The 25,204-nt window shown below is 71.3% G+C and carries 19 protein-coding genes; 4 read left to right on the top strand and 15 right to left on the bottom strand.

Going from position 1 to position 25,204, the window contains the following annotated elements:
- Window positions 1-47 precede the first annotated feature (47 nt).
- The 7 genes from WME82_RS00245 to fadI all read right to left on the bottom strand — a co-directional run bounded on the left by WME82_RS00245 (window position 48) and on the right by fadI (window position 8,408).
- The gene (locus WME82_RS00245; RefSeq protein ID WP_438041178.1) at window positions 48-1,040 is read right to left on the bottom strand and encodes a M14 family metallopeptidase; all 993 of its coding nucleotides are present in this window, start codon (window positions 1,038-1,040) and stop codon (window positions 48-50) included.
- 102 nt (window positions 1,041-1,142) lie between these two features.
- Window positions 1,143-2,120 carry an agmatinase gene (speB, locus tag WME82_RS00250; RefSeq protein WP_438041179.1) on the bottom strand — a complete coding sequence of 326 codons (978 nt, stop codon included), beginning with the start codon at window positions 2,118-2,120 and terminating at the stop codon, window positions 1,143-1,145.
- An 8-nt stretch (window positions 2,121-2,128) separates the two neighbouring features.
- Window positions 2,129-2,908: a lysophospholipid acyltransferase family protein gene (locus tag WME82_RS00255; RefSeq protein WP_438041180.1), complete on the bottom strand. Its 780-nt coding sequence runs from the start codon at window positions 2,906-2,908 to the stop codon at window positions 2,129-2,131.
- Window positions 2,909-2,920: 12 nt separating this feature from the next.
- The gene (locus tag WME82_RS00260) at window positions 2,921-3,430 is read right to left on the bottom strand and encodes a GNAT family N-acetyltransferase (RefSeq protein WP_437743558.1); all 510 of its coding nucleotides are present in this window, start codon (window positions 3,428-3,430) and stop codon (window positions 2,921-2,923) included.
- A gap of 214 nt (window positions 3,431-3,644) precedes the next feature.
- Window positions 3,645-4,625, bottom strand: coding sequence for an SDR family oxidoreductase (locus WME82_RS00265; protein ID WP_438041181.1), 981 nt, complete (start codon window positions 4,623-4,625; stop codon window positions 3,645-3,647).
- 247 nt (window positions 4,626-4,872) lie between these two features.
- Window positions 4,873-7,101 carry a fatty acid oxidation complex subunit alpha FadJ gene (gene fadJ, locus WME82_RS00270; RefSeq protein WP_438041182.1) on the bottom strand — a complete coding sequence of 743 codons (2,229 nt, stop codon included), beginning with the start codon at window positions 7,099-7,101 and terminating at the stop codon, window positions 4,873-4,875.
- Window positions 7,098-8,408, bottom strand: coding sequence for an acetyl-CoA C-acyltransferase FadI (fadI, locus tag WME82_RS00275; protein WP_437743561.1), 1,311 nt, complete (start codon window positions 8,406-8,408; stop codon window positions 7,098-7,100). Before fadI ends, fadJ begins: the two co-directional genes overlap by 4 nt.
- A 259-nt stretch (window positions 8,409-8,667) precedes the next feature.
- On the opposite strand from fadI, the gene WME82_RS00280 reads away from it, so the two are divergent.
- The gene (locus tag WME82_RS00280) at window positions 8,668-8,880 is read left to right on the top strand and encodes a hypothetical protein (protein WP_438041183.1); all 213 of its coding nucleotides are present in this window, start codon (window positions 8,668-8,670) and stop codon (window positions 8,878-8,880) included.
- On the top strand, window positions 8,877-9,083 hold the full coding sequence (locus WME82_RS00285) for a hypothetical protein (protein ID WP_012232684.1): 207 nt from the start codon (window positions 8,877-8,879) through the stop codon (window positions 9,081-9,083). The genes WME82_RS00280 and WME82_RS00285 overlap by 4 nt, the downstream gene beginning before the upstream one ends.
- Window positions 9,084-9,278: 195 nt before the next feature.
- On the opposite strand, the gene WME82_RS00290 is transcribed toward WME82_RS00285, so the two are convergent.
- From WME82_RS00290 to WME82_RS00305, 4 genes are all read right to left on the bottom strand, one after another.
- Window positions 9,279-11,225, bottom strand: a complete 1,947-nt coding sequence (locus WME82_RS00290; protein WP_438041184.1) for a CBS domain-containing protein — start codon at window positions 11,223-11,225, stop codon at window positions 9,279-9,281.
- A 145-nt stretch (window positions 11,226-11,370) separates the two neighbouring features.
- Entirely contained in the window at window positions 11,371-12,264 is an 894-nt protein-coding gene (locus WME82_RS00295; RefSeq protein ID WP_438041185.1) for a hypothetical protein, read from the bottom strand.
- 44 nt (window positions 12,265-12,308) lie between these two features.
- Window positions 12,309-13,115: a hypothetical protein gene (locus WME82_RS00300; RefSeq protein ID WP_438041186.1), complete on the bottom strand. Its 807-nt coding sequence runs from the start codon at window positions 13,113-13,115 to the stop codon at window positions 12,309-12,311.
- Between the two features lie 80 nt (window positions 13,116-13,195).
- Complete coding sequence (locus WME82_RS00305; RefSeq protein ID WP_438041187.1) at window positions 13,196-14,893, bottom strand: hypothetical protein; 1,698 nt, start codon at window positions 14,891-14,893, stop codon at window positions 13,196-13,198.
- A gap of 80 nt (window positions 14,894-14,973) precedes the next feature.
- Here WME82_RS00305 and WME82_RS00310 point away from each other — a divergent pair, with 80 nt between their 5' ends.
- Together WME82_RS00310 and WME82_RS00315 are read left to right on the top strand one after the other, a co-directional pair.
- On the top strand, window positions 14,974-16,299 hold the full coding sequence (locus tag WME82_RS00310) for a hypothetical protein (RefSeq protein ID WP_438041188.1): 1,326 nt from the start codon (window positions 14,974-14,976) through the stop codon (window positions 16,297-16,299).
- 37 nt (window positions 16,300-16,336) lie between these two features.
- Window positions 16,337-19,669, top strand: a complete 3,333-nt coding sequence (locus WME82_RS00315) for a lamin tail domain-containing protein (RefSeq protein ID WP_438041189.1) — start codon at window positions 16,337-16,339, stop codon at window positions 19,667-19,669.
- 160 nt (window positions 19,670-19,829) lie between these two features.
- Here the strand turns inward: WME82_RS00315 and WME82_RS00320 are convergent, their stop codons facing one another.
- The 4 genes from WME82_RS00320 to WME82_RS00335 form a co-directional block, all read right to left on the bottom strand.
- Window positions 19,830-20,462 carry a hypothetical protein gene (locus WME82_RS00320; RefSeq protein WP_438041190.1) on the bottom strand — a complete coding sequence of 211 codons (633 nt, stop codon included), beginning with the start codon at window positions 20,460-20,462 and terminating at the stop codon, window positions 19,830-19,832.
- 472 nt (window positions 20,463-20,934) lie between these two features.
- Window positions 20,935-22,620: an SBBP repeat-containing protein gene (locus WME82_RS00325; RefSeq protein ID WP_438041191.1), complete on the bottom strand. Its 1,686-nt coding sequence runs from the start codon at window positions 22,618-22,620 to the stop codon at window positions 20,935-20,937.
- Window positions 22,620-23,612 carry a tetratricopeptide repeat protein gene (locus WME82_RS00330; protein WP_438041192.1) on the bottom strand — a complete coding sequence of 331 codons (993 nt, stop codon included), beginning with the start codon at window positions 23,610-23,612 and terminating at the stop codon, window positions 22,620-22,622. The genes WME82_RS00325 and WME82_RS00330 overlap by 1 nt, the downstream gene beginning before the upstream one ends.
- Before the next feature lie 8 nt (window positions 23,613-23,620).
- On the bottom strand, window positions 23,621-25,144 hold the full coding sequence (locus WME82_RS00335; protein WP_438041193.1) for a protein kinase domain-containing protein: 1,524 nt from the start codon (window positions 25,142-25,144) through the stop codon (window positions 23,621-23,623).
- Between the last annotated feature and the right edge of the window lie 60 nt (window positions 25,145-25,204).

The raw sequence follows: 25,204 nt of genomic DNA on the forward strand, positions 1-25,204 counted from the left end.
CCAGAGGCCGCCGCGCGCCCGGCGAGTACACGAAGAGCGCGGCCGTTTCACTCGGCGGCGTCGGCGAAGAGCTCCGCAGGCGGCGCGTCGAGCGGCGGGGCCGCCCGCGAGGCCGCGCCGCCCACGCCGCGGTCGAGGGCGTCGCAGAGGAGCGCGCCGACGCCGGGGACGACGTTGGCGATCGCCTCGTCGGCCTCGCGCGGGTTCAGCCACCAGAACGGGTTCAGCAGCCGGCGGATGTCGCGGAAGGAGCGTGCAGGACGGCTGACCTCCACGGTGAAGGCGAGCGTTCCGAGGTTGGCGTCGAGCCAGTCGTCCATGTCGCCGACCGTGGGGTACCAGTGCGCCGCCTGGCGGATCTCGTACCGCTCGCGCGGCAGAGCCCGGCAGAAGGCGTCGCCGAGCGCCCGGTACAGCGGCTCGCGCGGGTTGGGCACGTCGGTGTGCGCCCACGGGTAGAGCAGGAAATTGCCGCAGCTGTGAAAGCCGATCGCGAGCGCAGGCCGCGTCTCCAGCGCGACGTCGCGCAGGGCGCGCGACTCGGGCTCCGAGAACGCGTGAGGCCCCGTGTAGTGCGGCGACCACCGGAGGCGCGAGCCCGCGAACGGGTGCAACGGCCGCGACGAGGACAGCGGCGCGAAATTCCGGTTCAGATCCACGCCGCGGGCATTGCAGCGCTGCGCCGCTCGCCGCTCGCCGCGGAGGCGCTCCAGGTTGTCGGCGAACGCGTCGGGGTTGACGACCGGCACCACGACGAGCCGCGCCCGCGCCGCCGCGCCCGCTCGTCCGCTCGCCAGGATCGACCGGACCGCATCGAGCAGCGCGAGCCCGCCGATCACCTCGACCCCGTGCATGAGCGACGTCAGCAGGAACGTCGGACCCAGCGGATTGCCGAAGTCGTAGCGCCGCAAGGGTCTTCCGTTTGCGGACGTCCCGATCGCTATTTCCCGTCCGCCGTAGGTGCGCGCGAGGCGCGCCCAGGCATCATCGAGCTGCGGGAGCTCGGCGTAGCGGCCGCATAGATCGGGCGAGCGTGTCATCCCAGTGTCTCTTATGTGACACCGGAATGGCGGCGGGCGCCAGCGGATTGAGCGGATTCATGTGTCGCGATTCCGCGGTTTCGCGATTCGCGTCGATTCGCGTCATCCGCGCGGCTGGTCGCGCTGGTCGCCCTTACGCGTCGCGAGGAGAGCCAGGCCCTCGAACAGGAGGTGCGCGCCGAGGTGGAGGGTGATGTCGGCGTGATCCAGCGCGGGGCATACCTCGACGAGATCCATGCCCACCAGGTTGATCCCCGCGAGGCCGCGGAGCAGCTGCATCGCCTCGCGTGAGGTGAGCCCGCCGGGCACGGGCGTGCCGGTGCCCGGGGCATAGGCCGGGTCGACGCCGTCGATATCGAAGGAGATGTAGACGGGCGACTCGCCCGCGGCCGCCCTGATGGCGGCGGCGATCGCAGAAGCGCCGTCGCGGTCGATCCGATCCATGCCGTACAGGGTCGCCCCGGCGTGCGCCGCGAAGGCGCCTTCCTCCGGGTGGCCCCACGTGGCGCGGATGCCGATCTGGTGGAGCGCGCTCCGCCCGATCAGCCCCTCTTCGATCGCGTTGCGGAACGGCGTGCCGTGGTGGAACGGCTCGCCCCACACCTCCGAGGTGCTCGTGTCGAGGTGCGCGTCGACGTGAACGACCGTGACGGGGCCGTGGCGCCGCGACAGCGCGCGGAGCACCGGGAGCGCGATCGAGTGGTCGCCGCCGACGACGAACGGTGCCGCGCCGGCCGCGAGCACCTCGTCGACCGAGGCCTGGATCAGCTCGCGAACGGAGTCTGCGTGAAACGGGGGAAAGGGCACATTGCCCCCATCGAGCACGTTGATCGCGCGGAACACGTCGATGCCGTGGCCGGGGTGATACGACTGCACGAGCGCGCTCACGCGGCGCAGCTCGTAGGGGGCGAACCGTGCGCCCGGGCGGTACGTGACGCTCCCGTCCCACGGGACGCCGAGGAGCACGGCATCGGCGCCGGAATAGGCGGACGCGCCGGCCTCGTGGAATCCCGCCGTCGGGAGGCGAAAGAACGGCGTCTGCCCGTGCCGCAGGTACGCGGCTGCTCGTTGTTGAGACATGAGATCTCCTACAGGCTCAAGAGGTCCAGGATCACGGCGCGGGCGCGGTCCGCGAGATCCGCCGCGCCGCCGTGATCGCCGAGCGGCGGGCCAAAGGCGACGCGGGCGCTCGCCTCTCGGCGGCTGGAGAAGCGGAGGAAATGGGGGAGGAAGGTGTCGTCGCCCGCCCAGCAGAGCTCCGGATCATCGTAGGTGATGGCCGCGGGCACGATGGGGACGCCCGCGAGCTGGGCGACGCCGAAGATGCCTTTCCGGAACGGGAGGACCTTCTCTCCGCGGGTGGTCGAGCCCTCCGGGAAATTCAGCACCGGGACGCCATGGCGCAGGGCCCGGAGCGCGCTCCGGAGCACGCGCGCCCCGCTCGCCGGGCGCTGCCGATCGACGAGCAGCACGCCGAGATCGCGCGCGCGATCGCCGATGATCGGCCAGCTGCCGATCTCCTGCTTCGCGATGGCGGTGCAGGGGGTGAGCGACGCGAGGAGGATCGGATCGAGGTAGCTGACGTGGTTGGCCACGACCACGAACGGCGACGCAGGGAGCGCGCCGGTCACGCGGACGCGCAGGCAGTGCAGCGCGCACAGGTCCCGGGCGATCCCGTGGAGGAGGCGCGCCCTCTCGCGGTGGCGCGAGGCGGGCAGCGTGGGGAGCAGGCTGGTCCGGAACACGGCGTCGAGCGCGAGCCCCATCACGCCGGAGACCCGGCTGGCGATGGAGAGCGCCTCGGTCCAGGGCCGGTCGTCCGCCGCCGGCGCGCGGCGGCCGTGGTCGAGCGGAGCGGTGGTCGTCATGGTCCGTCGGCCTCAGGCCACCGCGGCGATGCCGCCGCTCTCCGCCGCGCGCGGCTCCTTCGCCTCGGCCTGGCGATCGACGAGCCCCACCTTCTCGAAGCGGGCCCGGAGCGCCATGAACGCGTCGCGATCGATGCGCGAGATGATGCGCGGGTGTCCGGTGCCATAGAAATCGGGGCGGACCTCGATCTCCTTGGCGCCGAGCATGGCGTGGAGCGCCCGCGCGGCGTGGTTGTCCTCCTCGACGGTGAACCAGCACGACTCCGCCCAGCCGAGGATCGACCCGACGAACGCGCGGAGCAGCGTGTGCGTCGCGCGGGAGCCCTGATACTCGGGCAGGACGGCGAGGGTCGTGCAGTAGACCTCCTTGCCGCGCGTGAAGGAGAGCAGGTAGCCCGCGGGCCTCCCCGCGGCCTCGACCATGAAACAAGAGTCCTTGAAGAAGTCGCAGCAAAGACGGATGTAATACCGCCCGAGCTCCCCTTCGCCCGCGCCGCCGAAGAGGGCCGTCTCCAGTTCCATCAGAGTCGAAAAGTCATCGCCTCGGAGCGTGCGCGCCACATAACGGCTCATTGTTGCGCCTCCTTATTTCAATTGAATCGTTGCTGTGGGCGCAGCATGCCGGGACTCCGTGGAGAACACGTCACAGGACCCCCGAGGTTGAGAGACACGTCGGGGGCGATGGCGCGTCAAGATGGCTGGGGAATCGCGTACGGAAGGTGCCAGGGCGGCAATGTCATCGTGGCCTGAGGCGCTCTGCCGCCGTGGACGGGAGTGCGAGCGCGAGGCCGGCGAAGGCCCGGGCGGTGTCGAGGAGCGCGGCGACGCCCGAGGACGCGCGCCATCCGCCGGTCACGCCGGTCCAGTGCTTCATGGGCACGAAGATGTTGCCGTCGGTGTGCGGCGCCGCGCGATCCAGGAAGGTCGTGTGGAGCGTGTACGCCGCGAGCAGCCGCTCCATGAGGCCCGGGAAGGCGACGAACGCCGCGGCGGTGATGCGGCCGGCGGCGCCGACGTAGACATCGCGCCGCGGCCGCTCGGCGAGGGAGACCATCGCCGCCGCGACCCGCTCGGGGTCGACGATCGGCCGGATCGGCTGGACGGCGTGGCCGGTGAAATTGCCGGCGTGCTGGTAGATCGGGGTGTCGATCGTCGCGGGCAGGAGGTTGCAAACGTGGATGTCCGGCGTGCTGGAGAGCTCCTGTCTCAAGCAGGACGTGAGGCCGAGGACCCCGAACTTGGAGATCACGTAGGCGCTCATGGTCGGCGCGCCGAACTTGCCAAGAACGGAGACGTTGTTGATGAGCACCCCGGCGCCCTGCGCGCGGAAACAGGGCAGCACCGCCCGCGCCCCGTGCACATAGCCGAGCAGGTTCGTCTCGATGACCTGGCGGTAGGCCTCGTAGGGCGCCTCGTCCGCGCGCGCGTAGAGGAACACGGCGGCGTTGTTCACCCAGACGTCGATCCTGCCGAACACCTCGACGGCGGCGCGGGCGAGCGCTCGGACGGCGTGCTCGTCCCTCACGTCCGTCGTGACGGCGAGCGCCGACGCGCCGACGCTGGCGCACTCGGCGGCGACCTCCTCGAGGGCCGCCTCGTCCCGAGCGGCGATGACGACCCGCGCGCCGCGCCTCGCGAACGCGAGCGCCGCCGCCCTGCCAATGCCCGAAGATGCCCCGGTGATGACGACCACCGCATCGCGAATGCACTTCCGCATGACTGGCCCCCTCCCGCGCGGTCTTTCCCTCGCCGAGAGGAGAGCAAGGCGCGGGCCATCAGGGCCCGGGGGCCGGGTCGGATGTGGCCGCGGAGCTCGATTGAAACGGCGAGCGTGGTGGATGGATGAGGAATTTTAAGCGCAAAGTCGCAAAGGCGCGAAGACGCAAGGAGAAGAAGAAACAAATCTTTCTCTCTCCCTTGCGCCGTTGCGTCTTTGCGCCGTTGCGTTTTTTTCTTCTCTCTCTTCAGCCGTAGAAGGGCTTCCCGGTCCTCGCCGCCTCGACGAGCGCCGGGGCGGGCGTCCAGCGCTTGCCGAAGCGGCGCTCGTAGATCTCGATGCGGCGGAGCACCTCCGCGGCGCCGAGGCTGTCGACGTAGCGGAACGGCCCGCCGCGGAACGGCGGGAAACCCAGGCCGAAGATCGCGCCGATGTCGCCGTCGCGCGGGCTCCGGAGGATCCCCTCGCCGAGGCAGTGCAGCGCCTCGTTCACGAGCTGGAGCGAGCAGCGCAGCTGGATCTCCTCGACCGGCACCGGCGGGCTGTCCTTCGCCCTCGGCACCGGCAGCCCGAGCACGCCATAGACGCTCTCGTCGGCGTGCTTGCCCTTGCCCTTCTTCTTCGCCGCCGCGCCGTACAGGTACATCCCGCGCTCGTTCTTGCGGCCCCTCCGGTCGTCGGAGACCAGCCTGGCCATCGTGGGAGGCGGCGCGAGGCGGTCGCCGAACGCCTCGAGCATGATCGGGCCGACGTGCGCCGCCACGTCGATGCCCACCTCGTCGAGCAGCGCGAGCGGGCCGACCGGCCAGCCCCACGCGACGAGCGCCGCGTCGACCTGCTCGATCGCGACCCCCTCGGCGAGCAGCCAGCTCGCCTCGTTCATGTACGGCCCGAGGATCCGGCTCGTGTAGAAGCCGACCCCATCGTTCACGACGATGACCGTCTTGCCCTGGCGCTTGCCGACCGCCACCGCCGTCGCGACCACCTCGGGCGACGTCGCCTCGGTCCGGATGACCTCGAGCAACGGCATCTTGTGCACCGGGCTGAAGTAGTGCATCCCGACCACGTTCTCCGGCCGCTTCGACGCGGCCGCGATCCGCGAGATCGGGATCGACGACGTGTTCGACGCGAAGATCACCCCGTCCTTGCCGTGCTGCTCGACGTCCCGCAGGACCGCGTGCTTCACCGCCAGATCCTCGAACACCGCCTCGATCACGAGATCGGCGCTCCGGAGGCCCGAGCCGTCCGTCGTCGCGGTGAGCAGCGCGAGCTTCTCGTCGCGCTCGAGGGGCGTGAGCTGCTTCTTCTTCACCCGCTCGCCGAGGATGTCGGCCACGTACTTGAGCCCGCGGCCGATCGACGCGTCGTCGCGATCCCGGAGCCGCACGGAGATGCCGGCGTTCAGGCTGACATAGGCGATGCCGGCCCCCATCAGGCCGGCGCCGATCATCGCGATCTTCTCGACCTTCCTCGGCTGCACGGCGGGGTCGTCCACGCCGGTGTCCTTCTTCATCGCGTTCGTCGCGAAGAAGAGCTCCATCAGCCGGTGCGCCGTGCTCGACGCGACGAGCTCGCCGAACGCGCGCGCCTCGACCTCCTTCGACGCCTCGAAGCCCTTCTCTGCATAGGTCCTCAGCACGTCGATGATCCGCTCGGGCGCCGGGTAGTGCCCGCCGGTCTTCTTGCGCGTCTGACGCGCTGCCTGCTGGAAGAGCAGGGCACGGCCGATCGGGTTCCGCTCCAGGGCCGCGCGGGTGAGCGCGGCGGAGTCGAGCTTCGGCGCGCTCGCCCGCTTCGGCCGGAACGGCGGGCCGCCTTCGACACGCGCGAGCTTGAGCGCGAGCGCCGCGGCCGTCTCCCTCAGGATGGCCGCGGGGACGACGTCGTCGGCGACGCCGAGCTGCCGCGCCTTCGAGGGGCGCATGTTCTTGCCGGTGAGGCCGTGGTCGAGCGCCGCCTTCAGGCCGGCGCGCTCCGCGAGCCGCTGGAGCCCGTTGATCCCGGGGAGCAGGCCGAGCTGCACCTCGGGCAAGCCGAGCACCGTCTTCCGGTCGTCGCTCAGCACCCGGGCGTGGCAGGCGAGCGCCACCTCGAAGCCGCCGCCGAGCGCGGCGCCGTGGACCGCGGCGACGATCGGCTTCGGCGAGCGCACGATCCGCAGGATCGCCTCGTGACCGGCACGGCACATCGCCTCGGCCTGGGCCGCCGTGGCGACGCCCTTCAGCATCTCGATGTCGGCGCCCGCGATCCAGGTGTCGGCCTTGCCGGACACGAGGATCGCCGCCTTGATGAGCGGGTTGCTCGCGATCTGGCCCGCGATCCGCTCGAGATCGCCGGTGAACGTGGGCTTCAGCGTGTTGACCGCCTCGCCCGGGACATCGTAGGTGACGACGGCCACGCCGTCGGGGCGCACCTCGAGGGAGAGCGGGCTCGCGGCCGCGGGGACCGGCGTGGCGGCGGCGGATGTCGTCGTCATGCGGCCTCCAGGACAACGGCAGCGCCGAGGCCGCCCGCCGCGCAGACGGTGAGGAGCGCGTGATGCCCGCCGCGCTTCTTGAGCTCGCGGAGCGTGGAGAGGACCATGCGCCCTCCCGTGGCCGCGAAGGGGTGCCCGAGCGCGATCGAGCCGCCGTTGACGTTGAGCTTCTCCGGATCGATCTCGCCGACGGGGGCGGACCGGCCGAGCTTCTCCGCGGCGAACGACGGCGACGCGAGCGCCTTCAGGTTGGACGCGACCTGGGCGGCGAAGGCCTCATGCATGTCGACGAGGTCCATGTCGGCGAGCGAGAGGCCGGCGCGCTCGAGCGCCCGCGGCACGGCGAGCACCGGGGCCATCAGGAGCTGCCAGCCAGGGTCGACCGCCGCGTAGGACCACGACTTGACGTACCCGAGCGGCTGGTAGCCGAGCGCCTTGGCCTTGCCCTCGCGCATCAGGAGCAGGGCGCTCGCCCCGTCGGTGAGCGGCGACGCGTTGCCCGCGGTGATCGTGCCGTGCCGCCGATCGAAGGCCGGCGACAGCTTCGCGTAGGCGTCGAGGGTCGAGTCGTCCCGGACCACGTTGTCGCGCTCGACCGGCTTGTCGTAAGGCGGGGGGATCACGTGCATGACCTCGGCGGCGTAGGTGCCGTCACGCCAGGCGCGCGCGGCGTTCGTGTGCGAGCGGTGGGCGATCGCGTCCTGCTCGGCGCGCGAGATGCCGTTCTGCTTCGCCATCTTCTCGGCGGCCTCGCCCATCTGCTCGCCCGTGGTCGGCTCGCGCGAGAAGCCCGGGATCGGGGGCACGAGGTCCTTCAGCGAGAGGCGGGAGAGGATCTCCAGTCGGGCGCCGAGCGTCCTGGCCTTCTGGAAGTCGGTCAGCGCGGAGGCGAGCTTCCGGGAGACGCCGAGCGGCACGTCGCTCATGCTGTCGGCGCCGCCGACGAGGGCGACGTGGTGCTGGCCGGCGAGCATCGCCTCGGCGGCGCTCGTCATGGCCTGGAGCGACGTCGCACACGCGCGCGAGACGCTGTAGGCGTCGGTGTCCTTGGGCAGGCCGGTGCGCAGCACGACCTCGCGCGCGATGTTGAGCCAGTCGAGCGTCGGCACCACCTGCCCGTAGACGACCAGCGTGACGTCGCGCGGGGTCACCTCGCTCCTCTGGAGGAGCTCCTTGACCACCGTGGCCGCGAGATCGACGGTGCGCAGCGCCTTGAGCGCCGTCCCCGCCTTGGTGAACGGCGTGCGCAGCCCGGCAACGACCGCCACCCGGTCCTTGCCGCCCTTCCCATTCTTGCCTGAAGCCATGTCGACTCCTCTGCTGCCGGAGAGCCCATCGCGAGCCCGCCCCGCGCGCCCCGCGCAGCCCCCCGGATCCCGGCGTGCCAGCGCACACCGGTTGGGGTAATTCCCTTAGGTGCGCTAACGCGGCGTGTCAACCGTGGGCGGCGAGGGCGTCGCAGGCGGCGAGGCGCTCCATGAGAAAGCGACGTGGGAGGAAGAACGGTTGGGACAGCCTGGGCGCTAATTTGGCCCACGCCTGAGCTTGCCGGTAGCGTGGTTGGCCATGCGGAAACTCATTCTATGCAGTGCGTTGCTCTGCAGCGCTCCGGCGCTCGCGGGGTGTGCGACATTTGCCAGCGACTCGGCGCCCGCGGCGCCGGGTTATGTGTATGTGGCCGGTCACAAGAACAACCAGCCTGCGATGTGGATGTGCCCTGACGCGCCGGGCAAGGCGGAGTGCACCGAGGTCGAGGTAACGACGGAGGCGGCCGAATGAAGCGTTCTTTGATTTTCGGGCTCTTGCTCGCGAGCTTCGGCGCGATCGGCTGTCAGGGGAGCTACACGAGCATCCGGCAGATCGACGGGACGCGGTACCACGTCACGCGCACGAAGCAGGGCTTCTTCAACGCGTACGGCACCGTGTTCGACTGCCAGGCCAAGGGCGACGCGATGACGTGCGTCGAGATCAGCGATCTGTGAGCTCCGCGCGGGAGCGCTGCTCCTCGCAGAGTTTCTAGAAGAATAAAAACGCAAAGACGCAAAGACGCAAAAGGAGATCGAGAAGAATTCTTTTCTCGCTTCTTCTTGCGACTTTGCGACTTTGCGCCTTTGCGTCTTTGCGTTTCATTCTCTCTCTGTCGCTCCGGCTCGCGCGTCGCCGGCAGCCGCGCCTGCTCACGCCTCGCGCAGGAAGGCCTCGAGCAGCGCCGCCGAGACGTCGATGAGATCGCGCTCGGTCACGATGCCCACGAGCCGCTCGCCCGCGACGACGGGCAGGCAGCCGACGCGGTGCTCGCGCATCATCCGCATCGCCTCCAGCGTCGGCGTGTCCGGCGCGACGGTCACGGGGTCGGGCCGCATGATCGACGCCACCGTGGGCGGCGCGGAGCCGCTCGGCGCCGCCGCGGCGCCGCGGGCGACGAGCCGGAGCAGCGCGCGGTGGGAGACGACGCCGACGAGCCGGCCTTGCTCGTCCTCGACCGGGACGTGGCGCACGTGCCGCCAGTCCATGACGCTCGCGGCGAAGTCGACGATGTCGGTGGGCCGCACCGTGAACAGATCGGTCGACATGAACTGGCCGACGGTCCGGTAGCTGTCGCGCACGAGGTCCAGGTCGTCTTCGAGCGCGGCGGGCTCCCACGCGTGCACTGGCCGCCCGGCCCCGCCGCCCCGGGCCTCCTCCTGCTGGTGGGCGAGCATCGCGGCGCAGAGGGCGCGGTTCCGCAGCTCCGGGGTGCCCCGCCCGGCCATGGCCGCGAGCGAGCCGAGCGCCCACTGCGCGCCCGTCTGGCCGCGGCGGACCCGCTCCTCGACGACGCCGAGGTACCGGTCGACGTCGGCGGCGTCGATGCCCGCGGCCGAGAGGCCCGCCCGGGCGGCGGGGAGGAGGTGCGAGAGGATGAGCTCCGGGGCAGGGAGGCTCCGGCCGCCGAGCCACGTCAGCTGTGCCTTGAGGCCGTGGCGGGCCGCCGCGAAGAAGTTCGCCTTGGCGTCCTCGAACGGCATCTCGAGGTCGATGCGCGGGTGCTCGGCGGCGAGGCCGGACATGAGGCCGAAGAAGAAGGCGGCGTTCGCGACCTCGTCGAGGACCGTGGGCCCCGAGGGCAGCGCGCGGCTCTCGATGCGCAGGTGCGCGACCCCGGCCAGGGCCCCGTAACAGGGGCGGTTCCAGCGGTAGACGGTGCCGTTGTGGACCCGCAGGGCCTTGAGGTCCGGCACCTCCCCGCGCGCGAGCACGGCCGCGGGGGGCTCGCCGGGATCGGCGGTCATGATCACGCGGAACCGCGCGATGTCCTCGCGGAAGAGATCGAGCACGCCGCCCTGCACCCAGCCGTCGCCGAAGTGGACGCGGGGCCTCTGCTGCCGGCCCTCGAGCGCGCTCGGGCGGGTGTCGACCGAGGTCTCGAAGAGGGCGATCCGCGTCTCGTGCCAGAGCCTCTGCCCGAGGAGCAGCGGCGAGTTGACCGCGGCGGCGAGGACGGGCGCGGTCACCGCCTGGGCGAGGTTGTAGAGCGACGCGAACTCCCGCGCCCCGACCTGGAGGTGGACCTGGAAGCTCGTGTTGCACGACTCGAGCAGGATGTTGTCGTGCGTCATCTCGAGCTCGTCGAGCCCGTGGATCGAGACGCGGAAGTCGCCCTGGCGCAGCCGCAAGAGCGCGCGGTTGAGCTCGTGGTAGCGAGGCGCCGGCGTGAGGTTCTCGAGGCGGAGGTCGCCGGCGCGCAGGGTGGGGAGGATGCCCGTGAGCAGGACGTCGGCGCCGACGGCGCGCGCGGCCTCGGCCGCCCGCCCGATGACCTCCGAGAGCTCGGCCTCGAGCCGCCGCAGGCAGTCGCCGCCGAACGGGAGCGGGGTGAGGTTCGCCTCCAGGTTGAAGCGAGCGAGCTCGGTCGTGAGCCGATCGTCGGCGGCCCGCTCGAGCACCTCCAGCGCGAGCGGGGCGGGCCGGAGCGCGCGGTCGACGAGGAACATCTCCTGCTCGGCGCCGATGCGGCGCACGCCGGACTCGATGCGATCCTCCAGGAGGAGGCGCTCGAGCGCCTCCACGTCGTCGAGCAGCGCCCGCATGAACGCCTTGTGCTGCTCCTCGCTCGCCTGCTCGGAGACGTGCTGCTCGCCCATGGTGATCGCCCCGCCTTTCGCTCGCCCTCGCTCCAGGGAAGCCTACGACGGCGAGCGGCAGGGGGCGCGGGGGATCCCCCGGCGGGACGGCGGGCGTCTGGCTGGGCGCGGGCGGCGCGGCGGCGGGCGAAGGCGGGCGACGCGGTCAGAAGCTGCGGCCGGCCGCGAGCCGCAGGGTGGCGACCTTGTCCTCGGCAAGGCCGAACCCGAGCGGCGCGTCGAGCGCCACGAGCAGCCCTGCCCGGGCGTAGTAGCCAGGCTGCTTCAGCGTGTAGGTGAAGAACGGCTCCATCGCGAGCTGCATCTTGTCGTCGCGGGTGAGCGTCAGCGCGGCCTGGAGGCGGAGCCCGCCGCCGTAGGGGCCTCGGCCGCGCAGCTCGAGCTCGTCGCCCTGCTCGACCACGAGCTCGACGCCGGCCTTGCTGGTCGGGAGGGCGAACATCACCGCAGTGTCCGCGCGGTAGACGAGCCGCGCGGCGAGCTCCGCCTCGACGCCCCCGCGGACCTTCAGGGGAAGGTGCCCGGCGGTGAGCCGGTGCAGATCGAAGGACGCGCGCGCGGGGGCGGTCGCCTGCAGCGTGGCGCGGGCGTCCGCGTCGGGGGCGCTGAGGACGGGGATCGAGAGCGCGCCGCCGCCGAAGACGGTGAGCTTGCGCGAGAGGGCGCGCGCATAGTGGGCGCCGACCGTGGGGTTGCCGAAGAGAAGGCTGCCGGCGCTGCTGCTCTCGTCGACGCCGAGCCGGGTCGACCGGAACGAGGCGGAGACGTCGCCATAAGCGAGCGGGAGATCCACCTCGAGGTGGAGCCGGCCGAACCACTCGAGCTGACCTCGGAGATCGAAGGTCAGCCCGAACGTGCTCACCTCGGACGTGACATCGTCCATGGCCCATGAGGCCGACTTGCTCAGGACGTCGAGCTCGAGCTCCGCACGCGATCCCTGGGATTTAGCCCAGCTGTTCTTTTCTGCCGGAGCGGCAGGGGGTGCCGTGAGCCAGAGCGAGAGCAGGAGAGCGGAGGAGAGCAGCGATCTCGCGTTCAATCAGGCCCACCTGCGAGGATTACCATGGCTCGGCTCGGCCGTGGTTATCGAACGGCACCCTCGGCGCCTGCGGCCTCCTCGTCGTCGTCCTCCTCGTCCTCGTCCTCGTCCTCGTCCTCGTCCTCGTCCTCGTCGTCGTCAGCGTCGCCGTTGCCATCGAACAGCAGGGAGGGAGCGCCTTCGTTGCCGTGCTCCGCGAAGATCGCGTCAGCGGCGATGACGAGCTCCTCCATGCGGTCGGCGTCGACGGGGCCGTACACGGCGAGCGCCATGGCGCGATCCTGCACGAACAGCCACGCGTCGGGGAAGTCGAGCAGGGCGTCGCGGATGCTCTTCGAGAGCCACCGGCCGATGGCCTTCGCTTCGGGTCCCTCGACAAGGAACTGCTCCATGAACTCCGGGTCCTTCTTGAACTGGACGCCGGTGTTGGGGGCACGCCTGCCATCGACGATGGGCAGCGGGCACACGGTGAGCCGGGGCCCGGCCTTGGCCAGCTTTGTGAGGACCACCTGGTACTCGCTGCCGTTCTTCGCGTCCGGGCCCACGACCGCGACGTAGGCGAGCTTCGGGACGAGCTCGTAGCGGGCGAGGACCGCGCCGCCGCCCGTCTCCTGCAGCGTGTGCGCGAGGCTGGACGGCAACGAGCGCACCGGACGAGGGCCGTCGCCGCCGGCGTCGGCCTTTTGGCCGCCGGGCTTCGCGCCGGGACGGGCCGGGGCCGCCTCGGGGGTCATCAGGGCGCGCCAGCGCGCGAGCTCGCGGTCGCGCCGCGCCTCGTGCCGACCGCGCAAGCCGGTCAGGAACCAGACGACGAGCAACGCAAAGGGACCTACGTACCAGAGCCAGGGCATGGGGCGGCGATGCTAGCAAACCTCGCGGAGCTGCGGTGGGGTCGCGCGCGCGCGATGGGGCGCGGCTGCCATGGCGAGGTTCAGGGCGCGGGGGCCGGAGCGGCGTCGTCCGGCCGCTCGAAGACGCACCAGTAGCCGTTCTTGCTGTGGCGCACCATCCCGGCCACCTCGTACACGCCCCGGAAACGCCGGTCCTTGCGGAGCTTCTCCTGCGCCGGGAACGGGAGCTTGTCGCACGTGTCGGCGCCGCCGACGAACACGAAGTAGCGCGGCATCTTGTCGAAGACGTGCTGCACGTAGCCGGGGCCCGTCTTGCGCGTGTAGCCGCCCGGGAGCTTGGAGATCACGGGATCGACGAGGCCGAGGAGATCGAGCACCGGGTAGTCGGTCACATACCCGATGTACCCGATGTCGCCCACGGCGACCTCGCCGGGCTTGCCGTGCTCCTTGAACCAGTTGGCCACGCCGCCCGCGGCGCTGTCCCAGAACCGCTTCTCGTCGTCGAGGATCCGGTGCTGGGCGCGCTCGATCCGCTGCGCCCGGAAGACGCCCAGCGCGACGAGGCAGCCGAGCGCGAGCACGCCGGCCCCCGCGGCGAGGGCGATCGCCCCGCCCTCGGGCGCGTCCGCGGCGCGGGCCGAGAGCTGGGCGAGCAGCGGCTCGAGCAGCGCGCGCGCGCCGAGGCCCGCGAGGAGGAAGCAGAACGGCTCGAACGGGCTCATGAAGCGGTAGTACGGCATCCAGTCCCCGCCCACGAGGAGCACGTAGCCGCCCACCGCGAGCGCGAGGGCCGCGACGCAGAGCGCGTCGCGGTGGCGCGCGACGATCGCCACGCAGAGGCCGAAGAGCCCGAGCAGCAGCGCCGGCCACGTGTGCTCCGCGTACTCCGCGAGGTAGCGCTGCCCCCCGGCCAGCTGCTCGGCGAGGCTGCCGGTCTTGGCGCTCAGCGTGTTCGGCAGCCACGTGCCGTAGTAGCTGTGCCGCCAGAGCATGTGGCACGCGATGGGCGCGGCGAAGACGACGCCGCGCAGGAGGTTCTGCCGCCCGAAGAAGCGCAGGCCGAGGAAGAGCATCGGTATGCCGATGAACATCGGCGCTTCCGGGCGCGTCAGGCCAGCGAGCCCGAAGACGAGGCCCGAATACGGGAAGCCGGTCCCCCGGTCGCGCTCGCGGAACATCATCTCGGTGCCCGCGAGGACGAGCAGGACGAACAGCGGCGTCTCCAGGCCGAAGACGGCATATCCGCTCTGCACGATCGAGCTCGCGAACAGCCACGTGGCGATGCAAGGGACCGCGCCGTGAGGGCGGAGCCGGGCCGAGAGGAGGTAGAGCGCGCCGAGCGAGCCGCAGGCGGCGAGCCCGCCGAGCATCTTGGCGACGACGTCGGGGTCGAGGCCGACCTTGATGCCGCCCGCGAGCAGCACGGTCCAGAGGAAGTTCGTGTACCCCTCGATGCGCTCGCCGGCGTTGTAGACGAGCCCGAGGCCCCGGGCGAAGTTGCGCGCGTACCGGTACGAGATGTACGCGTCGTCGATCGTGAACGAGCGCACGCGCACCATGTTCACGACGAGCAGGAACGCCGGCAAGACGAGGCCGAACGCGAGGTGCAGGCGCTCGGAGAGCGGCGCGCCTCGCAGCCAGTCGCGCAGGCGTCTGGCCGGGGGCGCGCCTTCGACGAGGCCGTCGCCCGCCGCTTCCATGTCGCCGTCGGCCTCGCCGCTCGGAGGGGCGACCCCGAGTTGCCCGTGCTCTGCTTCTTCCGGTTCCAGGAAAGCCATGTGAAGCCTCTCCCTACCATGGATGGTTCATGTCGGGGTCGTTTCTTGGTCGAGGCGCTCATCCCAGCTATCCTCGCGACATGCGTGCAGTCATTGTCGCTCTTGCCGCCTCCTCCGCGCTTCTCGCCGCGCCCCCGGCGCTCGGTGCCCGAGGCGTGCCGTGCGGCTTCTATGGCATCGATCCAGGGGCGCCCGTCGACGCAGGGGAGGTGATCCTCGACGACGATCAGGCGAAGCGGCTCGCGCGGGCGGGCGCCGGCGCCGTGCGCGTCGAGTTCCTGCTCGATGACGCCGAGGCGTGGGACGACGACAAGCTCGAGCAGTACGACGCCATCATCGACGCGGCGCGCGCCGCGGGCCTCGAGCCGGTCGGGCTCCTCTCTCACCGCACGATCGGAGAAGGACAGGACGTCTGGAATGACGATCCGGACCGGGACGGCGACAACGCGTACGTGGAGGCGTTCGCCGAGACGGCAGAGGCGCTCATGACGAGGTACGCCGGGGACGTCGTCCAGTGGGAGATCTGGAGTCAGCCGAACTGCTCCGAGCTCCCCGACCCCGCGCTGGACCCGGAGCACGCCGGCTGCACCTTCATCCTGCCCCGGGTGCTCGCGCAGATCCTCGCCCAGATCCGCATCCGCAACGAGGCGCTCTTCAACGTCGACGCGCTGTCGCTGACCACGGGCGGCCTGCTCGCCTCGGACGACGCGGCCGCGCCGTTCTCGGGGGTCGATTACCTGCGCGAGCTCTACGCGCAGCCGGCGTGGGACGATCTCGAGGCGCGCTTCGGCCAGCGGACGCCGTGGTCTCGCCTCGGTCAACAGCTGTTCTTCCATCAGAGCACCGAGGTCGATCCGGTGACGCTCAACGATTATCTCGACGCGCTGCGCGACCTCGCCGACGAGGAGGGGGACGAGAGCCCCTTCGCGGTGACCGGGATGGCGTGGTCGAGCGCGCTCGCCGGCGAGGAGCTCCAGGCGGCGAACCTGACAACGTCGTTCGAGCTCCTCTCGGAGCGCGACGACGTCGCCGGCGTGGTCTGGGCCAGCTTCCAGGACGCGCCGCTCGACGAGCAGCCCTTCGGCCTCGTCGACGAGGTCGGCGTGGAAAAGCTCGCGCTTGCCGCGTTCAGCGAGTCCGCCGACAACTGCGAGCCGACGGAGCAAGGCGGGGGGACGGGGAGCGGCGGCGGGGGGAGCGGATCGAGCGGCGGCGGTGTTGCTGCCGGCTCGCCGCCCGGCAGCAGCGGACAGGTGGGGCGGCCGATCGACGGAAAGCGGCGCGCGAGCTCCTGCAGTTATGCTGTGGGCGCAACCAGCGGAGGTGGAACGCGGCCGGATGTGGGGTGGATCGTATTGTTCGCGATCGGCGCGATCGCGATGGCGCGCTGCCGCCGCGTCATTTGAAGGCAACTCGAGCGCTCTCGTCGCCGACAGGTGAGGCATGCCTCACAGCTCGGCGCGCTTCGCGCGGCGGATGGTCGTGCACGTCGGACTTTTGCTCTTCACTGGTTGCGGGCACGACGGCGCGGGCGATCGCTTCGGCGTCTGCGGCGATGGCGTGGTGGACGAGGGCGAGGTGTGCGACGACGTCAATACCGCGGAGGGCGACGGCTGCTCGCCGACGTGCCAGCGCGAGGAGCCAGCGGCGCCCCGCTGCGGCGACGGCGCGCTCGACGCGGGCGAGGCGTGCGACGATGGCAACAAGGCGGCCAGGGACGGCTGCTCGGCGGCGTGCGAGATCGAGGCGCCCCCGCGCTGCGGCGACGGCGCCATCGATCCGGGGGAGCAGTGCGACGACGGGGACGTCGCGACGGGCGACGGCTGCGAGGTCGATTGCACGAAGACGCCGGCCGAGGAGACCGTCTGCGAGGAGCTTTTGCCGCTCGCGCAGGGGACGTGCGAGGTCGTTGCCGGCGCGGGCGCGACGCTGATCCGGGGCGTCGTGCTGGCCCCGGGCAGGGTGTACCGGGGCGGGCGGGTGCTCGTGGACGAGCGGGGCGCGATCGCGTGCGTCGGCTGCGATTGCGAGGCGGCGGGCGCGACGGAGATCATGTGCCCGACCGGCGTCGTCTCCCCGGCGCTGATCAACACGCATGATCACATCACGTACACGCAGAACAGCCCGTATACCCCGACCGGGGAGCGCTATGAGCACCGGCACGACTGGCGCACCGGCAACAACAAGCACACGAGGATCGACACGCCCGGCATGGCTGACCAGGCGCAGATCCGCTGGGGCGAGCTCCGCTTCCTGATGGGCGGCGCGACCTCGATCGTGGGCTCGGGGAGCGCGCCAGGCCTCCTCCGGAACCTGGACCGGGCCGACCAGGAGGGCCTGGGCCAGAACGCGGTCCATTTCGACACGTTCCCGCTCGACGACACGGGCGGCCGCGAGCTCGTGAGCGGTTGCGGCTACTCGGCCGACATGGTGACAGGGGAGGACGTCGAGCGAGAGGACGCCTATTGCCCGCACGTCGCCGAGGGGATCGACGCGTCGGCGCGCAACGAGTTCGTCTGCCTGAAGGCGGAGCCGAACGACGTGCTCGAGCCGCAGAGCGCGTTCATCCACGGGATCGGCCTGACCGCGCCCGACTACGCGGCGATGGCGGCGGAGGGCACGGCGCTCATCTGGTCTCCCCGCTCCAACATCACGCTTTACGGCGACACCGCCGTGGTCACCGCCGCCGCCCGCCTCGGGGTGCAGATCGCGCTCGGCACCGACTGGATCGCGACCGGATCGATGAACCTCTTGCGCGAGCTCCGGTGCGCGGCGGCGCTCAACGAGACGTATTACGACGGCTTCTTCACCGATGAGGAGCTGTGGAGGATGGTCACCGGAAGCGCCGCCGCGGTCACCGCGACGGACGACGTGATCGGCGCGCTGTCCACGGGGAAGGTCGCCGACATCGCGATCTTCGACGGCAGGGAGCGCGAAGGCCACCGCGCTGTCGTCGCCGCCGATCCCGAGGACGTCGTCCTCGTCATGCGCGGCGGAAAGGTCCTGTATGGCGACGCGGCCGTGGTGTCCGCGGTCCGGGGCGCGGGCGCATGCGACGCGGTCGATGTGTGCGGCGTGTCGAAGCAGGTCTGTCTGCAGGACGAGATCGGGATGACGCTGGAGGTCCTCGAGCAGCAGGCGGGCGAGATCTACCCGGCCTTCTTCTGCGGCGAGCCCGAGGGCGAGCCGCTCTGCACCCCGTCGCGCGCGGAGAGCGCGCCCCTGAACGCCTCGGTGAACGGCTCGACTGTCTACACCGGGCAGCCGACGGACGCGGATCTCGACGGCGACGGCATCGAGAACGGCGCGGACGACTGCCCGAGCGTCTTCAATCCGATCCGGCCGCTCGACGACGGGGGCCAGGCCGACTTCGACGGCGACGGCGACGGCGACGCCTGCGACGCGTGCCCGCTCGACGCGGGCAGCACGCTCTGCTCGCCGCCGGACCCGAACGACGCCGACAACGACGGCGCGCCGAACGGCGCGGACAGCTGCCCGAACCTCCAGAACCCCGGCCAGGCCGACGCGGACGGCGACGGCAAGGGCGACCCGTGCGACCTGTGCCCGGACCAGGCGAACCCAGGGGCCCTGGGCTGCACGGTGGCGATCTACGATATCAAGGACGGCACGCGCGCGGAGGGCGAGACGGTGGCCCTGGAGAACGTGCTCGTGACCGGGAAGCACGCGAGCGGCTTCTTCGTCCAGGCGAAGCCGGGCGATCCGGGGTACGCGGGGCCGGCGCACTCCGGCGTCTACGTGTACAGCCCGCAGAACTCGGTGCTGGTCGGCGATCGCGTGCGGATCGCGATCGCGGTGATCGCGAATTACTTCGGGCAGATCCAGCTCGGGTCCGCCGTGGTCGAGGTGATCGCGTCGCTCGGCGAGGCGGCGCCGGCGCCGGAGCCCGTCGCGCCGGCCGACATCGCGGCGGGCGGCGCGCGCGCCGCCGAGCTCGAGGGGGTCCTCGTCGAGGTGGAGGACGTCACGGTGATCGGGCTCGATACGATGGTTCATGAATTCGTCGTCACAGGCGATCTGCGCGTGGACGACCTCCTGTACCGGTCCAGCCCCTTCCCGGCGGAAGGCCAGCATTTCGCGAGCATCCGCGGCATCCTCACCTACCGGAACCACGACGCGAAGGTCGAGCCGCGCGGCGTCGATGATCTCGTGACGACCCTCGGGGCGGCGGCCGCGACGGCAGGGCTCGTGATCAACGAGGTGGATTACGATCAGCCGGGCGGAGATGGAGCCGAGTTCATCGAGATCTACAATGGCGCCGGCGCGCCCGTGGATCTCACGGGCCATGCGCTCGTGCTGGTCGATGGATCCAGCAGCGCGCCCTCCGCCTACAGAACGCTCGATCTGAGCTCCGCCGGTACGCTCGCGGCTGGCCAGTACCTCGTCGTCGGTAGCACGGCGGTGGTCGGCACCGACACCATGCCAGGCGTCGTGGCGGAAGGTGCGGTGACGATCGCCTTCTCGGGCGCGCAGACCGATCGGGTGCAGAACGGGGCTCCCGACGGGATCGCGCTGATAAACACCAACTCAGGAGCCGTGATCGACGCGCTCTCCTACGAGGGGAGCATCCCCGCCGTCACGATCGGGGGCGCCAGCGTGAGCCTCGTCGAAGGCGACGCGTTGCCGGCCACGGTGGCGGACGGCGGCATGGCGGCAGGCTCGCTCTGCCGCCTGCCCGACGGGACGGACACGAACCGGGCCGCCGCCGACTGGGCGCTCTCCGCGACGATCACGCCTGGTGCGGCGAACGTGCCGTGAGCCCGGCCGAGACGCTGTGTTCTTCAGCGCAGCGCACCTCGACGCCCGCCGTTCGCCCGGCGCCACACGGTCCGCGCCGCGCGCGCCGGTGTCTTCGTCCTGTCGGCTGTGTCCGGAGAGAGTGAAGCGAATCAAGGAGGAATGGGCCGTGAGCGGGCGCTCACAGGCAGCCGCAGAGCGGGTCGCCCGCCTTGCACACGCACTTTCCGCCCTTCTTGGCCGGCGCCGCCGCGCTGGCGCCCCGCGCCGCGCTGGCGCCCCGCGCCGCCTTGCCGGACGTCGCCGCTCGGCCGCGGAGGGTTGCGGCCCCCTTGATGTTCGACGTCTTTGCGTCGGCCACGTCCTCGCCCTGCGCCAGCGCCTTGGTCGCCTCCGTCGCCTTGTAATCGGAGAACGCCTTCTGCGCCTTCTCAGCGTCGCTCTTGGCGGCGTCGAGCGCGAGGGTAAGCTCGGTGATCTTCCGGTTGCGCTCGTCGAGCTGGAGGTTGAGCTGCGCGATCCTGTCCTGCTCGGCGACGCGGGCGGCCACCGCCTCGGCCTGAGCCGCCTCGGCCACCTTCACCTTGCCGGCGAAGGTGGTCACCGCGACCGCGGCCACGGCCGCCACGACCAGACCCACCCCGAACACGAACCGACCCCGCCGCTTCTGCCGCACGCCCTGGGCGATCGCCTCGAGCTCGCGTTCAAGGTCCCCCGAGGCCGACATGGGCGGCACGCTGGCAGCCACCGGCGCGATGCTGGCGGGCCCTCTGGTCCCCTGGTAGAGCACTCCCGGGCTTTGTTGCGTGTTCATCATCGCGCGCGACCTCCTCCTGCGTGAGCCATTCCTCCTCTAAGCAAGTGGGGGGCCTCTAAGCAAGTGTGGTGCCACGTGAGCGCGCCCCGACCTGGCACCGTGTGCATCGTCCGTGAGGCAAACAGCGGTGCAAAGCGAGGACTCACACCGCAAAGCGGTGGCTCGCACCGCAAAACGAGGACTCACACCGCAAAACGAGGACTCACGAGGCGCTCCCGAGGAGAGTCGCGCGAGATCCGGGTGGATCACTTGTTCTGGTGCATGGATCGCTCACCGGACCTCGATGCGTCCCCTGGTCCGACGGAGGTCCTGCACCACGCGCCGGCAACGCTGGTGCTGTCGGCGCGGAGGGAGGGCCGCGTCACGGCGGCGATCGGAAGCGCCCCGATCGAGCCAGCGATTCCGGCTACTTGCGGCCGTCGTCCGGCCACCGCCGCGTCCCCGCGGGATCCTCGTCGCGAGGTGGCCGTCAGGGCTGCAGCTTGGCGACGAAGGCGTCGGCACCCCCGGAGCTCATCATCGGGTCCTGCCCGAGATCGATCCTGCCGCTGAAGCTGCCTGTCAGCGCGATGGCTCCCAGCTCATCCACGGCGACGGCCCGGGCGCGCTGCTCCGCCGCGTCGCCGAACGATTTGGCCCAGGCCGTGTCGCCGTTCGGAGCGAGCTTCGCGATGAAGGCGTCGTTGCCGCCGAGGGACTCGAGCCTCGGGCTCGGAGCGCCGAAGTCGATGGCGCTCTCGAACTCTCCGACCACGATGACGTTGCCCGCCTGGTCGGCCGCCACCCCCAGCGCCTTCTGATCTTCCGCATCCCCGTACAGACGGTTCCAGAGGTGCTTGCCTTCCGCGGTGAAGGCGGCGACGACCGCGTCCCTTCCCCCGGCGTATCTCCGCGGCGCTCCGTCGAAATTGATCGTTCCCCCGGTGCTCCCTGCGACGACGATGTCCCCCTTCGCGTCCACCGCGACCGCGGCAAATTCCTGGCTCATGGTGTCGCCGAAGATCTTGGCCCAGAGCGGCGTCCCGTCCCCGTCGAGCTTCGCAATGAAGGCGTCGTCGCCCTGAGCATTGAGGAGCGTCGTCCCGAAGTTCACCCTGCCCGCGATGCGGCCGACCAGGACCACGCCTCCGTCGGGCGTGACGGCAGCGTCGTTCGCGACCTCAGCGGTCGTATCGCCGAAGTTCCTGCTCCAGGCGAAGTTTCCGAGGGCGTCCATCTTCGCGACGAAGATGTCCTCTCCACCTTCGCTCGTCAGGTGGTCCCCGCCCAGCTGTCGCCCGCCCAGCACGTCGGCCCAGTCGGTGAAGCTGCCAGCAACGACGATGTTGTCGTCCGAATCCACCGCGAGACCGTAAACTCTATCGACGCTCGGACCGGCGATGGTCTTGATCCAGTCCAGGGCGCCCTCTGCGTCGAGCTTCGCCACGAACACGTCCGAGCTGCCTCTGCTCGTGAGCGGCGTCCCGTCGAAGTTAAGTGTGTTTTCGAAGGTCCCGGCCAGGATCACGCCGCCGTTCTTGTCGAGCGCCACGCGATTGCAAGAATCCGAGCCGTTCCCCCCGAACGCCTTCGACCATTCCTTCGCGCCGCCGGGCGCGAGCTTGACGACGAAGCCGTCGAACGCTCCCAGGCTGCCGACGGAATCCAGGCTGGTGCTGAAGGCACCCGCGATCAGGAGGTTCCCTTCCCTGTCGAAGGTGACGTCATAACCGATCTGCTCGCCGTTCACTCCGAGCTGGGTGCTCCACTCGTGCGCTCCGGTGCACTCCGCCACACGATCGCAGCTCTCGTCATTCGCCTTCGTCGTACAGGCCTCGGTCCTGGGGAGCACCTCGTCGACGCACGAGCCGCCGCGCAGGCAGCCGTCCTTGCACTCGCCGACTCCCCTGGTCGACTCGGGGCCTGTATAACAAGGGTCGCAGGGCTCGCTGCCGCCTGCGCCGCCCGTGCCGCCCGCACCTCCCGCGGCGCCTGCGCCTCCCACGCCGCCCGTGCCGCCCGCGCCTCCCGCGGCGCCCACGCCGGCCATCCCGCCTTGCGCGGTGCCGCCGCCGCTGATGGCGCCCGGCACGAGCACGCCTTGATCGAAGCACCCGCCCAGCGCGCCGGCCACGCCGAGCGCGCCGCAAAGGACCATGAAGCCGTTGCGTTTCATCAAAACACCCCCGCGATCCCGGCACCCCACGGCGATATCCACGGACGGACCGCTGCGCCCTTGGGCCTCGCCGCCGCGGACGGTGCGGTGAGGAGCAGCGCGACGCCGCCCGCGGCGAGCGCTCCGCCCACGATGAACGCCGGCGCAGGGACGAGGCGCAGGTCGTTGTACGAGCCCAGCCTGGCGCGCGTCCTCGGCGTGTCCGGGCACACGACGTCCTCGGTGCACCCGAGATCGATCAGCTCGCTGCGCCGCGCGCTCGTGATGCCGAACGTGATCCCACCGACGACGAGCGCCGCGGCGCCCGTGCCGACGGCGGTCCAGCCGAGCACGCGCTGCGTGGTGCCCGGCGCCGGGTCGGCGGGCGGGGGGAGGACGACAGGCGGGCGGACACCGACGGGGAACTCGAGCGCGAGCGCCGCCTCCTGCCGCTCCTGCATCGCGACCTCCCGCCGGACGACACGCCCCGCCCACGCGGCCTCGACGACGTGCTTGCCAGGATCGACAGGCTGGCTGACCCCCACCAGCGCGGGTGGCATCGGCTTGCCGTCGATGGTGATCTGCACCTCGCGCTCCGGGGCGCCGCGTACCCCCACAGAGAGCCTGGGGATTCGTGGCTTGAGATCGTCGTACGCTTTCCCGGCGTCGGCGACCGCAGCCTTGAAGACGTCGCTGGCCGAGGCGTCGAGCGAGGTGCGGCTCACTTGCAGGTAGCGCTCGGAGGCCTCGATGAGGCGCCCGAGCTGCTCGAGGCACCGCGCGGCATAGAGGTCGATCGTCGGCGCCTGGATCAGCTGGTCCGCGCGCCCGAACTTGTCGAGCGCCGCCGCGAACTGGCCCTTGTCGAAGAGGTCGAGGCCCTCTTCGGCGAGGGCCCGGGCGGCGTTCATGGTGGCGGGGTCGACGTCGGCCGCCCGCGCGGTGGTCGCGAGCGCGAGCGCGAGCGCGAACGCGATGGTGGCGGTGCCCGAGACCCTCGATCGCGCGCGCATTCGTCTCCTCAGAAGCCGAGGCGGTCGGACCTGGGGCGCGTCGCGCTGGAGGCCGCGGGCGGGGCCGCGGACGAGGGCCTGGGCCGCGGCGAGGAGGACGCGGCCCTGCCCGGGCGAGCGGGCGCCGTCTGGGCGGAGGAGGCGGCCGCGGCAGGAGCGCTGGCCGCCAGCGCGGAGCCGGCGCGGGGCGCAGGCGTCGAGGTCGACGCGGCCGTCGTGTCCTGGGGAGGCGCGAGCTCGGGCGCCCCCCTGGGCGAATTCGCTCCCGCCGGCGGATTGTTCGCCGGGGCGGCGACATGCGGTGTGTCGAGCGTCCCCGGCGGCGAGGCCGCGCCGGACGGCGGTGCGTGCGGGATCGGGTCGTCCCCGAGCGCGCGCCAGCCGATGAAGAGCGCCCCGCAGAGGACCGAAGCCGCGAGGCCGAGCGCGACGGCCGGGATCGGCATCCTGCGGCGAGGTCTCGAGTCGGCTCCGGCCTCGTCGTAGAGGCCCGGCGGCGAGGCGACGCTCCCATCCGGCGAGACGGAGAGCGGGGAGGTGGAGATCGGCGGACCGGAGAGCGGCGCGGCGGAGAGCGGCGCAGCGGAGATCGGCGGGACGGAGGGTGACGTGGTGCCCGCGCCCCCGGGGATCGAGCTCACCGAGGCCCGCCCGCCCTCCTGCGCGTCGCTGGGCGGCAAGAGCGCGTCGCGCAGCGCGTCGACCATCGCCGTCGCCGAGGCGAACCGCCCGTTCGGGTCACGGCTGCACGCCTGCATGAACCACTCGTCGAACGCCGGCGGCACGGGCACAGACGCCACCTTCGAGGGGACAGGCAGCGGATCACTGCATATCTCGAGGATCATCGCGCCAGGCGCCTCGGCCGTGATCGCCGCCCGGCCGCACACGCACTCGAACGCGATCACCCCGAGCGCCCAGAGGTCCGACCGGTAATCGACGGTCGCGCCCTGCGCCTGCTCAGGGCTCATGTACGGCAGCGTCCCGATCAGCACGCCCGCCTGCGTCCCGATGCCCTCTTTGCCGGACAGGCGCGTCTTGGCGACGCCGAAATCGAGGACCTTGGCCACCTCCCGGTCGTCGTCGCGGGCGAGGAAGATGTTGTCGGGCTTGAGGTCGCGGTGGACGATGCCGGCGTCGTGGGCCTTGCGCACGGCGCGCGCGACGTCGGCGAAGATGCGCGCCGTATCGGCCGCATCGAGCGCGCCGACCCGCTCGAGCCGGTGCGCGAGGTCCTCGCCCTCGAGGAGCTCCATCGCGATGAAGGGGACGTCGTTCTCGACGCCGTGATCGAGGATCTGCACGACGTTCGGGCTGCGGAGCGCCGCCGCCGCCTGCGCCTCCTGGTAGAAGCGCGCGCGGACCGTCTCGTCCTTCGCATAGAGAGGCCCGAGCACCTTGATCGCGACCGGCGAGCCCAGCGTGAGATCGTCCGCGCGCCAGACGGTGCCCATGCTGCCCGAGCTGAGAGGGCGGAGCAGCCGATACCGGCCGACCAGCACCTGTCCCTCCAGCCCGAACGCGTTCGTCGTCATTGTCGCAGGACCTGTGGTGCGCGCGTGGCCTTCCCTACGCTGGTGATTGTTCAGTGCTGG

This window comes from Sorangium sp. So ce128, from assembly GCF_051525245.1.
In the GTDB taxonomy this organism is placed as follows: Bacteria; Myxococcota_A; Polyangia; order Polyangiales; family Polyangiaceae; genus Sorangium; species Sorangium cellulosum_B.

What these genes read in the sequence shown, in the direction of transcription:
- WME82_RS00245 (WP_438041178.1), bottom strand. Translation starts at nt 1,040, where the DNA reads ATGACACGCTCGCCCGATCTATGCGGCCGCTACGCCGAGCTCCCGCAG.
- speB (WP_438041179.1), bottom strand. Translation starts at nt 2,120, where the DNA reads ATGTCTCAACAACGAGCAGCCGCGTACCTGCGGCACGGGCAGACGCCG.
- WME82_RS00255 (WP_438041180.1), bottom strand. Translation starts at nt 2,908, where the DNA reads ATGACGACCACCGCTCCGCTCGACCACGGCCGCCGCGCGCCGGCGGCG.
- WME82_RS00260 (WP_437743558.1), bottom strand. Translation starts at nt 3,430, where the DNA reads ATGGAACTGGAGACGGCCCTCTTCGGCGGCGCGGGCGAAGGGGAGCTC.
- WME82_RS00265 (WP_438041181.1), bottom strand. Translation starts at nt 4,625, where the DNA reads ATGCGGAAGTGCATTCGCGATGCGGTGGTCGTCATCACCGGGGCATCT.
- fadJ (WP_438041182.1), bottom strand. Translation starts at nt 7,101, where the DNA reads ATGACGACGACATCCGCCGCCGCCACGCCGGTCCCCGCGGCCGCGAGC.
- fadI (WP_437743561.1), bottom strand. Translation starts at nt 8,408, where the DNA reads ATGGCTTCAGGCAAGAATGGGAAGGGCGGCAAGGACCGGGTGGCGGTC.
- WME82_RS00280 (WP_438041183.1), top strand. Translation starts at nt 8,668, where the DNA reads ATGCGGAAACTCATTCTATGCAGTGCGTTGCTCTGCAGCGCTCCGGCG.
- WME82_RS00285 (WP_012232684.1), top strand. Translation starts at nt 8,877, where the DNA reads ATGAAGCGTTCTTTGATTTTCGGGCTCTTGCTCGCGAGCTTCGGCGCG.
- WME82_RS00290 (WP_438041184.1), bottom strand. Translation starts at nt 11,225, where the DNA reads ATGGGCGAGCAGCACGTCTCCGAGCAGGCGAGCGAGGAGCAGCACAAG.
- WME82_RS00300 (WP_438041186.1), bottom strand. Translation starts at nt 13,115, where the DNA reads ATGCCCTGGCTCTGGTACGTAGGTCCCTTTGCGTTGCTCGTCGTCTGG.
- WME82_RS00305 (WP_438041187.1), bottom strand. Translation starts at nt 14,893, where the DNA reads ATGGCTTTCCTGGAACCGGAAGAAGCAGAGCACGGGCAACTCGGGGTC.
- WME82_RS00310 (WP_438041188.1), top strand. Translation starts at nt 14,974, where the DNA reads ATGCGTGCAGTCATTGTCGCTCTTGCCGCCTCCTCCGCGCTTCTCGCC.
- WME82_RS00315 (WP_438041189.1), top strand. Translation starts at nt 16,337, where the DNA reads ATGCCTCACAGCTCGGCGCGCTTCGCGCGGCGGATGGTCGTGCACGTC.
- WME82_RS00320 (WP_438041190.1), bottom strand. Translation starts at nt 20,462, where the DNA reads ATGAACACGCAACAAAGCCCGGGAGTGCTCTACCAGGGGACCAGAGGG.
- WME82_RS00325 (WP_438041191.1), bottom strand. Translation starts at nt 22,620, where the DNA reads ATGAAACGCAACGGCTTCATGGTCCTTTGCGGCGCGCTCGGCGTGGCC.
- WME82_RS00330 (WP_438041192.1), bottom strand. Translation starts at nt 23,612, where the DNA reads ATGCGCGCGCGATCGAGGGTCTCGGGCACCGCCACCATCGCGTTCGCG.
- WME82_RS00335 (WP_438041193.1), bottom strand. Translation starts at nt 25,144, where the DNA reads ATGACGACGAACGCGTTCGGGCTGGAGGGACAGGTGCTGGTCGGCCGG.